Source organism: Rothia aerolata (genome assembly GCF_014635585.1).
Classification (GTDB): domain Bacteria; phylum Actinomycetota; class Actinomycetes; order Actinomycetales; family Micrococcaceae; genus Rothia; species Rothia aerolata.
This window is the reverse complement of record NZ_BMDC01000001.1, coordinates 1,275,364-1,287,849: the sequence shown is the minus strand read 5'-3', so window position 1 is coordinate 1,287,849 and position 12,486 is coordinate 1,275,364. Positions and strand designations below refer to the sequence as shown.

Sequence of the window (12,486 nt, the reverse complement as noted above, 5' to 3'; positions counted from 1 at the left end):
CCGGGTACGGGGCCAGTTGCCGGTCAATTTCATCTGCCCCTCAGCCCATCCGGCGGGGAGCATTTTTGATGAGGTTCCAAATTTCTGCCTCTACCTGGGCAGGGGAGAAGAGCACCTTATTCCAGGAGGTGCGGTAGACCAGAAAGCCAGCATTTTGCAGGACTTTCTCGCGGTAGCGTTCGTTCTGCTCGACATCGGTCTGGTTGCCGAACTGGGAGTATTTGATGTCGCCGTCGAACTCGATGATGATGTTGTAATCCGGCAGATAGAAGTCCACCCTGTAGCCGCGGTAGCCGACATAGACGGGGTACTGTTCTATGAATTTCACGCCCATGTTGATGAGAACTGCCCTGGTGAGGGACTCGCCGGGCGATTCGGCCTTAGCGCTCATGGCTCGGGCAATTCTGTGCACCTTCTTTGAATGGGTGCCTTGAAAGTCTGAGAGGTAGGTGCAGAGTTCTGCGGGCAGGCATTTTTGCAGGTGAAGGGCTGAATCAGCAATCGGTAGTGCTTCGAGAAAGGGCAGAGTCCTGGTGCAGTCTAAGACGGTTCGATAAACATCGGTCGCTTGGATTCCTAGGGTCGGAATTTCCAGGTGAAACGGCGTACCGGTGGCGTGTTTTGAGACCCCCTGAGTCGTTCCGCGAGATGACCCGGGGGAGTACACGTGCTGTTTGGTGGGAGGTTTTCCAACGAGCCAGAGCCCGTGAAGAAGTGCCGCACTCTGGTGGGAGAAGACCGGCGGGTGGCCAAGATTGGATGCACAAAGGTGGTAGGCGAAAAGGTCTGCCGAATAGCGTTCCCAGGGTGAGAAATTCTCAATCTCTTGGGCATTGATGTAGATACCCTGCCGGAGCCTTACTGCACTGCCGGTGCGGACGTTCTTCTGAATTGCCTTGCTAGAGAAACCTCTGCTGAGTAGGTCTTTCTTCCGATGGATTAGGCTGCTGATTTCATCTATTTTCCTATATGTTCTACTCATAATATAAATTATTATGCTTTTTAATATAGTTTGACAATACTTAATAGTAATCATGGTTGACCGGAAAGTGGCCCTGAGGACGGCCAGAGCGCCGTCATGGGGGCCACTTGCCGGTCAAGCTCGAACCCCCCCCACCCCGCCAGGCAGTCAAAATCTTGAGCTGGGTGCGGGAGCGAGCATCTCTGCTCAACTAATCTGAGTAAAAGACTTCATAAGGAAGAAGGTTGGTAGTGATTGAGATTCGCAACGGTGCGAAAAATTTCCAGTCAAATCAGGTGTTCGAGAAGATAGATCTAGTTTTTGAACCTGCCACGTACTACACGTTTACCGGGCCTAATGGATCAGGCAAGTCCACGCTTATGAGCTGTTTGCTGAGGCAGACCGCGCTGTCTGAAGGTGAGATTCTGTGGTGCGGGAAAGACACCTTGGCAACGAATGCGACCTATGCTGAGCAGGTCTTTGGAATTAATGATTCGATTGGGTGGCTTCCGGGACTCACCGTGGGGAACCACCTGAAACTGATGGAAAAGAATTCGAAGAATCTGCCGAACCTTCTGAACCAGGAGTTGCTCAGCCCGGAGGAAGCTCTTGAAGAATTGGGCGTACCTCAGGCATTTGAAAAGGAACCATACGCGCTGAGTTCGGGGCAAGAGCAGCGGGCGCGTCTAGCTTCTTTGCTGGTGAGGCCGGCCAGCTACTACTTCCTCGATGAACCCGAGAAAAGACTTGACGCACAAGGTGTTGAATGGATTGCCCACTGGGTTCAAAGCAGGGTAGAGGCAGGGGCGATGGTCTGTATAGCAACCCACGACCCGGTACTCAACCAGATTCCAGGAACAGTAAATATTTCCTTTCCTCTCGAAGGTTCAGGGGTGGAGCCTCGGTGAGCTCAACAAACACTAAAAGTTCTCAGAAAACAGGTAGATTCCTTGATCTCTATAACTGGATTTTTACCCTGGTCTGTTTTCTGGCAGTAGCTGTGAGTATCTGTTTTGCTTTTCGCGATGTTCGTGGAACCTACAGGTGGTTTAGTCTCTCTGATTCCAACGCGGTGTTCTTCTTCGTTGGGGCGATGCTAATTGTGAGCGGAATTTTTATTCAGGTAGTCTTTTCGCTCGGACCTCTAGCCTATTCGCAGGCAGAAATTTTTTGGAGATTTTCAGGCTGGGCAAAACTGCCTAAGAACCTCTGGGCATCTGCCCTCACCTGGGTTCTCATCGCAGGGTGGTCTTTGGTATCGGTGCTTCTGGCTACCATTTTCGCGCCACTTTCTATCGGCTGGCTGGTAGGAACAGCCCTTGTTACCACGGCTTTAGGGGTTACATTTATCTGGGGTGCTTCTGGGGCCCAGCTTTTGTCGCGGGAGAAAATGCTGAAGGTCTGGGCGCTAGCTTCGGTGATAGCCGGCGTTGCGCTCACCCTGTGGGCAGCGATGCTACCGGCTAATTCAGTTAGCTTCTTAGCAGTAGCGGGAGCTCTCCTGTGTAGTGGATTGTTGCTGAGCCTTATCTTGCTCTTACTCTCAAGACGTTCTCAACTTAGTTCTGTATCTGCAACAGAGGCTTTTCAGCGCAGGTCTGTGGTGCTTTCGGCGATATCAAATATTTCTTCTCCCGCCGGTTATAAGTATTACGGCGGCACCCGTCGCTGGGCTCGTTCGCGAATTCGGTCAAACCACCCTGCTTTCATCTCGCTTGCTTCATCGGCAGATAGTTCGCTGACCGTGCTCGGAGTTTTTCTATTTTCTCTACCCGTAGGTATTTTTCTCTCGATCGCTTTGAGAGAGATGGGCGCCGGACTTGCTGTAATCTGCGGTTGCTGGATGGTAGCAACGCTTAATCGGTGGCTTGCCCGTGAGTGGATTGCACAACGCAGTGTGCGCGCTTGGATAGGCGGCTCCTACCTGCGGCAGCTTGTGGGATTTGCCCTGGGGCCAGCGGTAGCAACCTGTTTGTATAGCCTTGCGATGGCTTTTGTGTTTGCCATACCCCTGCATATAACGGCGCTAGCTTTTCTGATGGGCTTGTCGGTAAGCCTGGGCGACTCCGAGCCACAAAGCGGCATTGAATATGACCTCACTATCACCACCGCCGAGGGCATCGTGATTCCCCTGCAATACGTCACTTTGGTGGTTTCTTTGACGGTGGTGCTAGGTGTGCACGTGGTGGCTCTGCTTCTTCCCCCTGTGGTGGGTGTCTTGCTGGCGCTTGGGTTCTTAGTTTTTATTCTGTTTTCTCACTGGAGAGCCTCCCGGTGATTGACCGGCAAGTGGCCCCAATGACGGCGCTTTGGCCGGGCACGGGGCCAGTTGCCGGTCAGACGCCGCGCTAGCACTCCGACACTGCCCGGGAATAATAGTCAGCCTACTTCTGTTTCCCCTAGAGTAGGTTCCAAAGGTAAAGGAGTAAAAATGGCTAACGTAACCATCATCGGTGGCCACGGCAAGGTGGCGCTACTGGCAGAGCCCAAGCTCGTTGAAGCGGGTCATGCTGTCAACGCGGTCATCCGCAACCCCGAGCAAACCGAAGAGGTAGAGAAGACCGGCGCCAGCGCCGTCATTCTGGATATTCAGAACGCTTCCACTACCGAGATCGAGAACATGCTCAAGCAGACCAAGACCGATGTGCTCGTGTGGTCTGCCGGTGCGGGCGGTGGCGACCGGCAGCGCACTTTCGCCATTGACCAGGACGCCGCTATTCGCACCATGGAAGCGGCCCAGTATACCGGAGTCAAGCGCTACATTATGGTCTCCTACATGGGCGCGGGCAACGGTCACAGAGTGCCCGAGTCCAATGGCTTCTACGCTTACGAGACTGCCAAGGCGGTTGCCGATGCTTTCCTGCGCGACTCCGACCTAGACTTCACCATTTTGGGCCCCGGCGCGCTGACCACCGATCCTGCAGAGGGTATCGAGGTCAATAATGACCCCGAGAACAATGAGACCCCGCGCGAGCTGGTTGCCGAGGTGATTGCGGCTGTCGTGGATGATGACTCAACCATCGGCAAGGCCATTCCCTTCTCGGCCGGCTCCGATTCGGTGAAGCAGGCTATTGCCGCCGCCCCTGCCAAGCGAGATTTTAAGAAGTAGCTATGGGATTTTTCGGAATTTTTGACGAGAAAGAGCCCAGCCGGGCCGAGGCCCAGCTCCACGCCATTGTGCACGGCAGGGTGCAGGGCGTGGGCTTTCGCTGGTGGACGGCGGGGGAAGCCAAGCCGCTGGGCCTGGTGGGTTTTGCTAAGAACCTGGACGACGGCACGGTGGAGGTTCTCGCGCAGGGTAGCCGGTCTGCCTGCCAGCAGCTTCTGGACACCCTGAACTCGGGCGATACCGCAGGCCATGTTGAGCATGTTGACGCCGAGATTGGCGAGCCCGAGGGCAAATATAAGGGTTTTGCCACCTACTAGAACACGCTGCTAGAGGTCGCCCGCCAGAAACTATATTCTGGTGGGGTAAGCCTTTTTCAGCGAAAGCCAGCACCATGTCGCATTCACACAGCCCCGGCAGCCACGGGCACCAGCACGGACACTCCCACAGCCATGCCGATGGCCTGGGTCAGCGCCGTCTGCTGGCGGTGATGGGGATCGCCTGGCTGATCTGCCTGGTGCAGCTGGTGGGCGCCCTGCTCACCGGTTCGCTAGCCCTGCTCTTTGATACGGTGCATGTGCTCACCGATGCCCTGGGAGTGAGTGCAGCCTGGGGTGCCGCGAAGCTGGCGGCCCGCCCTTCTTCGGCAAAACGCACCTGGGGTTTTAAGCGGGTTGAGGTGATTGCCGCTATGTTCCAGGCGGCGATTCTTTTATCGGTGGGTATTTTTGTGCTGATTACCGCGGTGCAGAGGTTCTTCACTCCTCACGAGATTCCCGGCGTGGACGTGCTCATTTTTGGCGCCGTGGGTCTGGTGGGCAATATTGTGATGATTCTGGTGCTCCTGGGTGGCAACCGCACCAATTTCAATATGCGGGCTGCCTTTCTTGAGGTGGTCAACGATGCCCTGGGCTCCCTGGCGGTTGTTATTTCAGCAATCGTGATTGCAACAACCGGCTGGTATCAGGCAGACGCCCTGGTGGCGCTCTTTATCGGCGCCCTGATTATTCCGCGCACGGTCAAGCTGCTCAAGGAGACCCTGGACGTTCTGCTGGAATCTACCCCGCCCGACCTCGATTTACCGGAGATTCAGAAACATCTTGAGGCCCTGCCCCAGGTGGTTGCGGTGCATGACCTGCATATTTCGAGGATTTCTTCTGACCTGCCGGTGCTCACCGCCCACGTGATTATCCACGACGAATGCTTTATTACCGGCGGTTCCGGCCAGGTACTACGGGCCCTGCAAACCTGCGTGAGCGAGCATTTTGAGGTCAGTATCAAGCACGCGACCTTCCAGCTAGAACCGGAGTCTTTCCGCTCGGCTGAGTGCGCCGATCTGCCCTAGGTGTACCCTGAAACCTATGCAGTCTCCTTCTATCCAGCTTTCTGTCTCGGGCCAGTCGGCGCGGATTATTCCTGACGGCTTGAGCTATTCCGGTTTTATTCTTGAGATTGGCGGAGCTGAGCAGTCCCACGTCGATCTGGCGCATCCGGAAAATATCTTTTACGAGTACCTGCGCCGGATTGGCCATATCGCTGATCTCGTTGCCGAGCCCGGCCAGCCCATTCGTGCCGCTCACCTGGGTGCCGGGGCGCTTACTCTTGCTCGCTACATTCAGGCAACCCGGCCCGGCTCAGCCCAGGTGGCGGTGGATATTGAGCGGGAGCTGCCCTCCCTGGTGCTGGATTATCTACCTCTGCCGGCCGGTAGTCGCCTTGAGGTTTTAATTGATGACGCGCGGGCGGCGCTTCCTCGGTTACGGCCGGTACTGCACGGGGCGGCACCTGACCTTCTTGTGCTTGATATCTTCTCGGGCTGGGGCGCTCCTGACCACCTGACCGAGAGCGGCTTCTATGAAGAAATGCGCGTTGCGCTCGCCGAGAACGGCTTTCTGGCTGTCAACGTGGGTGATGACCCCGGGCTGACTTTCTTCAAAGCCCAGGCGCAGATAATGCTTGAGGTTTTCGAGCACGTCTGGTGTCTCACCGACTCCTCGATGCTTAGCGGCAAACACGCGGGCAATCTTATTTTGGTCGGAACCACTCGAGCACTGGACGCTGATACCCGCGCAAACCTCACCGCGGCAGGGCCCCACCCCGGCGCCATCCTTGACACCTTTGAGACGGCGGAGTTCGTGGCGAGCCTTTAGGGCTTGAGCGGGGGCTCCTCGACGTCGTCGGGGGACTGAAAGCCGGAGACGGTGGGGAGGGCGCCGGTAGAGAGGTCCTCGGCATAGGTGATATCTACCCGGTGGGTCTCGGGTGCTGGGGTGCGGGTGACCCCGATGCTGGCGGTAATGAGCAGAACGATGGCGCTCCACCGCAGCACAGAGGTTTCCTGGCCGAGCAGGCTCAAACCGGCAAGCTCAGCGAAAGCCGGTTCGAGGGAGAGCAGAATGCTGAAGACATTGCGGGGTAGCCGCCTCAGCGCGGCCAGCTCAAAAGAGTAGGGGAGCACCGACGAGAGTACCGCTACCGCCAGGGCAAAGAGCAGAAGCCTACTGTCGGAAAAAGCATCTACCGCCCCACCCAGACCCAGCGGCATAAGCACCAGAGAGCCAACCGCCAGGGCAACCACCAGGCCTCCAGCGCCGTCAATCACCTCGCCCACCTTAGCGCTGGCAAGAATGTAAAGAGACCAGAAACCACCGGCAATCAGCGCGCAGAGCACGCCCAGGGGATTGATGTTATCGGCGGCTACCAGGGCTTCGTAGCCGAGCAGGCCTAGCCCCACCGCGGCAAAGCCAGACCAGAGCAGGTCAATCTTGCGGCGGGAAAGAACCACCGAGAGCAGGAGCGGCCCCGCGAACTCCACCGAGACAGCCAGGCCCAGCGGAATCATTGAAAGAGCGGTGAAGAAGATGCCGTTCATTCCGCCCATGGTCAGGCCAAAGAGAATGGCGGCCCTCCACTGGTGCCAAGACCACGAACCAAGCCGTGGCCGTATCAGAGCCAGCATTATCAGCGAGGCAAGGCCCAGACGCAGCACGGTGGTTCCCCAGGAACCCAAATGCGGAAAGAGCTGCACCGCAAAGGCCGCACCAAACTGAAGAGAAATGCAGGAGCCAATCACCAGCGTCACCCCGGCACCGGTGCCAGAAGTTGAGATACGGCGGTTCATTCCTGCTCCTTATGTAGCTCCTGAGAGAGTGTCTTGAGAGGGCTCAAGAAGCTCTCGCGCCCCATGCGTCTCACAAATTATGCCCAACTGCCCGGGGCAGGTGCTAGTCCCCATGCGACTGTTGGGGCAAACAAAACCTCACGCCGGTGTGCTCTGGGCGTATTCTCTGGAAAAGTAAGTAGCCAGATGATTTACTGGTTTCATGTTTAACGCCATGAAGAATGTCTTTGATAAGGACGGTCAGCCCACTCCCGCTCTGACCAAGACCCTGGACACCGTCTTGCGTGTGCAGCGCCCCCTGGTGCTCTCCATGGTCAAGAAGATGCGCGAGAAGTACCCCAACGACACCCCCGCACAGATCGCTAAGCGCCTGGAACAGCAGTACCTGCGCGACGTCACCGTGGGTGGCGGAGCTATCGGTGCCTCGGCCTTTGTGCCCGGTATCGGTACCGCAACCTCTGTTGGTCTCTCCGCCCTGGCAGTGGGAGGCTACCTGGAACGCACCGCCATCTACGCCCAGGCCGTGGCCGAGCTGCACGGTGTTCACGTAGAAAACCCCGAGGCAGCCCGCACCATGGTAATGGGTATTATGCTGGGCGAAGACGGCTCGGTTCTAATGAACTCCCTGCTGGCGCAGTCGTCCAAGGCATCGGGTATCTCTAACAAGTGGGGTCTGATGATGGGCAAGGACCAAAAGAACGGCAAGATGTTCTCGGTCGAGCGCACCATCCGCAACATGTTCATCAAGCGATTCCTCACCCGCCAGTCGGGCGCTCTGCTGGGCCGCGCCCTGCCCTTCGGCATCGGTGCTGTGGTGGGCGGCGGTGCCAACCTGGCGCTGGGCAAGAAGGTGATCGAATCTGCCAACGAGGCCTTCGGCCCCGCTCCGGCAATCTTCCCCGACTCCCTCTCCCTGACCCCGCGCGCACCCAAGTTTGAAGGACGAGGTACTACGGCGCCGTCCTCTTCGAAGAGTGAGGACGGCGCTGTGGAGGGTGAGCTCGAGAAGTAAGACCCTCGCGCTTATGCGCTCCAAAGGGACGCCGCCCCGTCAACACCCTTAACGCACGCTTCGCGATTCCGCTCACTCTCATGTGCTCGCGCGCTCGCACGCGTGTCGCTTCATCCCGATGCCAGTTGATCGCGCGATATCTCTCTTTTGCTCTCGCTTATCTTCCGGGGTCAGAGTGAGTAGTGTTTGCGTGCGGGGTGTCGGTCGGCCAACTGGCTCGGGGCTGGCGTTAAGGGTGTTGGCCGACCGACACACCACACGCACCCTGCACACGTTCCCGCACGCACCACCACCGGCGACGTCCCCACTAAAATCCCTTTCCCGTTCTACCTAACGGAACACCCGCGAGCGCCCGGGCTCTCGCCCCGCCTAATCTTGAGGCAGACACCACCTCCGGCTTCTCACCGTTGAGCAGCCGAGCAGATACCTCAAGAAAGGGTGCTTATGTCACGCGAAGAAATGGAGTCCCGCCCCTTCACCGCGGCGATTGTGGGCTCTGGCAATATCGGCTCCGACCTCATGTTCAAGCTGATGCGCCGCTCCAAGCTCATCAACCCCAAGTACATGATTGGCATCGACCCCAACTCAGACGGTCTGGCGCGCGCTGCCAAGCTGGGTCTGACCGCCAGCCACGAGGGCGTGGACTGGTTGCTCTCCCTGCCCAAAGATGAGCTTCCTGACTTCGTGTTTGAAGCTACCTCTGCCAAGGCCCACGAGTCTAACGCTCCCCGCTATAAAGAGGCGGGCATTCGCGCCATTGATCTGACTCCGGCGGCGGTGGGCCCCTACATCTGCCCGCCGGTGAACCTGGATTCTGTTGAAGATATTTGGAACGTCAACATGATTACCTGCGGCGGCCAGGCAACCACCCCGCTGGTGGCCGCCGTCTCTAAGGTCGTAGATGTTGAGTACGCCGAGATCGTGGCTTCTCTTTCCTCCAAGTCGGCTGGCCCCGGCACCCGCGCCAACATCGATGAGTTCACCGAAACCACCTCGGAGGCCCTGCAGAAGGTCGGCGGTGCTCAGAAGGGTAAGGCGATTATTATTCTCAACCCCGCCGAGCCGCCGGTGATGATGCGCAACACCGTCTACTGTGCCCTGCCCGCTGAGGCGGCAGCCCCGGGCGAGCTCCAGGAGAAAATCAAGGAATCCATCGCAGAGATGGTTGCCAAGGTACAGGAATACGTGCCCGGCTACGAACTCACCGCTGAACCCCAGTTCGACGAAGCGAACGAGCGCTGGGGCGGCTGGGGTCGCGTGACCATGCTGGTTCAGGTGCGTGGCGCGGCAGACTACCTGCCCGAATACGCGGGCAACCTCGACATCATCACCTCGGCCGCAACTCGCACCGCAGACATCATGGCTGAGAAAATCCAAGCAAAGGCAGGTAAGTAAGACATGGTACAGGTACTTCCCCACCACCCCGGCGGCCCCTACGAAGTCCGCCTGACTGACACCACCCTGCGCGACGGCTCCCACGCCGTCTCCCACCAGTTCACCGAGCAGAACGTGCGCGACGTCGTCCGCGCCCTGGACGACGCTCGGGTGGAGGTCATTGAGGTGACCCACGGCGACGGTCTGGCGGGTTCCTCCTTCAATTACGGCTTCTCGGGCACCAACGAGATGGATCTGATTTCGGCGGCGGTGGATGAGGCGAAAAACGCCAAGATTGCCTGCCTGATGCTGCCCGGTCTGGGCACCCTGCACGAGATGAAGGAGGCGCGTGAGCGCGGAGCTGAGGTGATTCGTATTGCCACCCACTCCACCGAGGCAGACATCTCGATTCAGCACTTCCAGGCTGCCCGTGAGATGGGTTTTGAGACCGTGGGCTTCTTGATGCTCTCCCACATGAACACTCCGCAGGGGCTGGCAGAACAGGCTCGGATTATGGCTGATGCGGGTTGCCAGTGCGTTTACGTGGTGGATTCCGCCGGCCACCTGATTCTTGAGGATGTATCAGACCGGGTTGATGCCCTGGTGCAGGAACTCGGTGACGACGCTCAGGTGGGCTATCACGGCCACCAGAACCTTTCCTTTGGCGTTGCTAACTCGGTGCTGGCGGTGCGCGCAGGTGCCCGCCAGATTGACGGTACCCTGGCTGCCCTGGGCGCTGGCGCCGGTAACTCACCCACCGAGGTGCTGGCGGCTGTTTTTGAGCGACAGGATATTAAGGCTGACGTGGATGTTCCTAAGCTGCTGGACGCCGCCGAGGACGTCGTCAAGCCGATTATGACCCGCATTCCGCTCATGGACCGCTCCTCGATTGTTCAGGGCAAGGCAGGCGTTTACAACTCCTTCCTGATTCACGCCGAGCGAGCCGCTGAGCGCTACGGTGTTCCCGCCCACCTGATTCTTGAAGAGATTGGCGCCCGCAAGCTGGTGGGTGGCCAGGAAGACATGATTATTGATGTGGCGGTGGCGCTGAAGAAGGAGATGGCGAACGGCTAGTCAGTAGCAGATTCGCTCGGTACACTTTGAGGGCGGGAGTACACACATACATGTGTACTCCCGCCCTCAAAGTGTACCGAAAGGGGCCTTAGCCGAAGGTAATTTCCAGGCTGCCCAAATCGCCGTAGTCGGCGGTGATTTTCTCGCCCGAGACCACCGGTAGAGCCCCGGTGAAGGAACCGGTGAGCACAAACTGGCCAGCTTTGAGGCTCACGCCCTGCTCAGAGAGTACGTTCGCCAGCCAGGCAAGGGGTTCTGCGGGGTTGCCCATCACATCGCGGCCTGTTCCCGAGTCTTTCTCCTCCCCGTTGATGCGTAGGGTGCAGGGGACTTCGGTGAGTTTTTCAAAGGGGACGGCGATCGGTTCGGCTCCCAGCACGATTGCGCCGCAGGAGGCGTTATCGGCTACGGTATCCACCAGTTTGATGTTCCAGTCCTCCACCCGGGAATCAATGATTTCGATAGCGGGGTAGACCGCTTCGGTTGCTTCCAGCACGTCTGCAACGGTTACGTCGGGGCCGGTGAGGTCTTTGGAGAGCTTGAAGGCGAGCTCGGGTTCAACCTTGGGCGCGATAAAGCCGCTGGTGGGCACGGTAGCTCCTGCCTCGTAGACCATGTTGTCGAGGAAGAAGCCGAAATCGGGGGAGTCTACGCCCAGTTGCTTCTGCATGGCGAAAGAGGTGAGGCCAATCTTGTGCCCTGCCAGCTTGCGGCCGGCCGCCAGGTGACGGTTGAGCTGCACGGTCTGAATAGCGTAGGCATCGTTGAGGGTTGTATCTTCTAGCTGCTCTCGAATGGGCGCAATGGGCTTCCTGCTCTCGGTTGCCTCAAACAGCGCATTGCCGAGCGTCTCAATCTTTGCCGAACGGTCGGTCACAATTAACTCGCTTTCTCTGGGGCCTGCTCAACGGTGAGAAGGCAGAATAAAGGTACCGTGACTCACGCTACCGGGGTTACTCCCAAGAAAAGGATTGAGGGTTTCACTGGGTGGAACGGCTAGCAGAGCGCTCCTGGGCATTCATCGTGGCAGCGAGCGCTCGCGTGGCCTCAAAGCACACCTGGCGCAGCATGGTGGCGTGATTTTGCGGTATAAACCTACCCACTGGCCCCGAGACCGAGAGAGCTGCAACCGGGCGGCGGTTGCGGTCAAGAATTGGGGCGGCAACACAGTTGAGGGTCCGTAAGATTTCGGCGCGGTCGTAGGCAAGGTTCTCGGCACGAACCTGAGCGAGTTCTGCCCGGAAAGATTCGGGGTCAACGATGGTATTGGGAGTCCAGGCGCGTAGGGGCTGGGTAAGAACTTCCTCAATCGCTTGGGAATCGTGGGCCAGCAACACCTTTCCCACCGCGGTACAGTAGGCGGGCACCCGACCGCCTATGCGGGAGGGGCTGCGCACGTGCATGTGGCCGTAGAGTTTATTGAGATAGACAACGTCTTTGCCGTCGAGAACCGCCAGATGCACGGTCTGTTTTGTACGGGAGTAGAGGTCGGCGAGGAAGGGCGTGAGCACATCGCGCAGGGTTTGTTGAAAGTCAGACTCATCGGTGTTGGCGAGATCCTGAATCATTTTGCCCAGGCGGTAGTGGTCACCTACTCGCTCCACCGCACCGTTAGATTGCAGAGAAGCCAGTACCCGAAACGCCGTTGACTTGGGTAAGCCGGTGCGGCGGGCAATCTCGGTAACGCCAATTCCCGTGTAGGCTTGGTCGCCAAAGGCGTTGAGCACGTCCATAGCCTTGTCGATAGCTGATCGCTTATCTGGAATTTCACTGCTCATGGCTACCTCGCGGAATGGTGGTGTGACTTACTCCACCAGTGTATACAGTGGCCTAGGCTA

General features: G+C 58.1%; 13 protein-coding genes. 9 read left to right on the top strand and 4 right to left on the bottom strand.

Going from position 1 to position 12,486, the window contains the following annotated elements:
* Positions 1 to 40: 40 nt before the first annotated feature.
* The gene (locus IEV00_RS05775) at positions 41 to 982 is read right to left on the bottom strand and encodes a DUF559 domain-containing protein (protein WP_188359309.1); all 942 of its coding nucleotides are present in this window, start codon (positions 980 to 982) and stop codon (positions 41 to 43) included.
* Positions 983 to 1,212: 230 nt separating this feature from the next.
* Between IEV00_RS05775 and IEV00_RS05770 the strand changes: the two genes are divergently transcribed.
* The 6 genes from IEV00_RS05770 (at position 1,213) to IEV00_RS05745 (ending at position 6,217) form a co-directional block, all read left to right on the top strand.
* Positions 1,213 to 1,869 (top strand): ABC transporter ATP-binding protein, encoded by a 657-nt coding sequence (locus tag IEV00_RS05770; protein WP_188359308.1) that lies wholly within the window; start codon positions 1,213 to 1,215, stop codon positions 1,867 to 1,869.
* Positions 1,866 to 3,239 (top strand): hypothetical protein, encoded by a 1,374-nt coding sequence (locus IEV00_RS05765; protein WP_188359307.1) that lies wholly within the window; start codon positions 1,866 to 1,868, stop codon positions 3,237 to 3,239. Before IEV00_RS05770 ends, IEV00_RS05765 begins: the two co-directional genes overlap by 4 nt.
* Before the next feature lie 153 nt (positions 3,240 to 3,392).
* Complete coding sequence (locus tag IEV00_RS05760; RefSeq protein ID WP_188359306.1) at positions 3,393 to 4,070, top strand: SDR family oxidoreductase; 678 nt, start codon at positions 3,393 to 3,395, stop codon at positions 4,068 to 4,070.
* A 2-nt stretch (positions 4,071 to 4,072) separates the two neighbouring features.
* Positions 4,073 to 4,387 (top strand): acylphosphatase, encoded by a 315-nt coding sequence (locus IEV00_RS05755; RefSeq protein ID WP_188359305.1) that lies wholly within the window; start codon positions 4,073 to 4,075, stop codon positions 4,385 to 4,387.
* A 74-nt stretch (positions 4,388 to 4,461) separates the two neighbouring features.
* The gene (locus tag IEV00_RS05750; protein ID WP_188359304.1) at positions 4,462 to 5,412 is read left to right on the top strand and encodes a cation diffusion facilitator family transporter; all 951 of its coding nucleotides are present in this window, start codon (positions 4,462 to 4,464) and stop codon (positions 5,410 to 5,412) included.
* A gap of 16 nt (positions 5,413 to 5,428) precedes the next feature.
* A complete protein-coding gene (locus IEV00_RS05745; protein WP_188359303.1) occupies positions 5,429 to 6,217 on the top strand; it encodes a spermidine synthase in 789 nt (262 codons plus the stop codon).
* Here IEV00_RS05745 and IEV00_RS05740 read toward each other — a convergent pair.
* Positions 6,214 to 7,188: an EamA family transporter gene (locus tag IEV00_RS05740; RefSeq protein ID WP_188359302.1), complete on the bottom strand. Its 975-nt coding sequence runs from the start codon at positions 7,186 to 7,188 to the stop codon at positions 6,214 to 6,216. The two genes, IEV00_RS05745 and IEV00_RS05740, sit on opposite strands and share 4 nt — an antisense overlap.
* Before the next feature lie 214 nt (positions 7,189 to 7,402).
* Between IEV00_RS05740 and IEV00_RS05735 the strand changes: the two genes are divergently transcribed.
* The 3 genes from IEV00_RS05735 to dmpG all read left to right on the top strand — a co-directional run bounded on the left by IEV00_RS05735 (position 7,403) and on the right by dmpG (position 10,648).
* Positions 7,403 to 8,200 carry a di- and tripeptidase gene (locus IEV00_RS05735; protein WP_373868222.1) on the top strand — a complete coding sequence of 266 codons (798 nt, stop codon included), beginning with the start codon at positions 7,403 to 7,405 and terminating at the stop codon, positions 8,198 to 8,200.
* A gap of 444 nt (positions 8,201 to 8,644) precedes the next feature.
* Positions 8,645 to 9,595: an acetaldehyde dehydrogenase (acetylating) gene (locus tag IEV00_RS05730; protein ID WP_229723083.1), complete on the top strand. Its 951-nt coding sequence runs from the start codon at positions 8,645 to 8,647 to the stop codon at positions 9,593 to 9,595.
* A gap of 3 nt (positions 9,596 to 9,598) precedes the next feature.
* Positions 9,599 to 10,648 (top strand): 4-hydroxy-2-oxovalerate aldolase, encoded by a 1,050-nt coding sequence (dmpG, locus tag IEV00_RS05725; RefSeq protein ID WP_188359300.1) that lies wholly within the window; start codon positions 9,599 to 9,601, stop codon positions 10,646 to 10,648.
* A gap of 88 nt (positions 10,649 to 10,736) precedes the next feature.
* Here dmpG and IEV00_RS05720 read toward each other — a convergent pair whose 3' ends face one another.
* Positions 10,737 to 11,525 (bottom strand): 2-keto-4-pentenoate hydratase, encoded by a 789-nt coding sequence (locus IEV00_RS05720; protein ID WP_229723082.1) that lies wholly within the window; start codon positions 11,523 to 11,525, stop codon positions 10,737 to 10,739.
* A 103-nt stretch (positions 11,526 to 11,628) separates the two neighbouring features.
* Positions 11,629 to 12,426, bottom strand: a complete 798-nt coding sequence (locus IEV00_RS05715) for an IclR family transcriptional regulator (RefSeq protein ID WP_188359299.1) — start codon at positions 12,424 to 12,426, stop codon at positions 11,629 to 11,631.
* Positions 12,427 to 12,486: the final 60 nt, after the last annotated feature.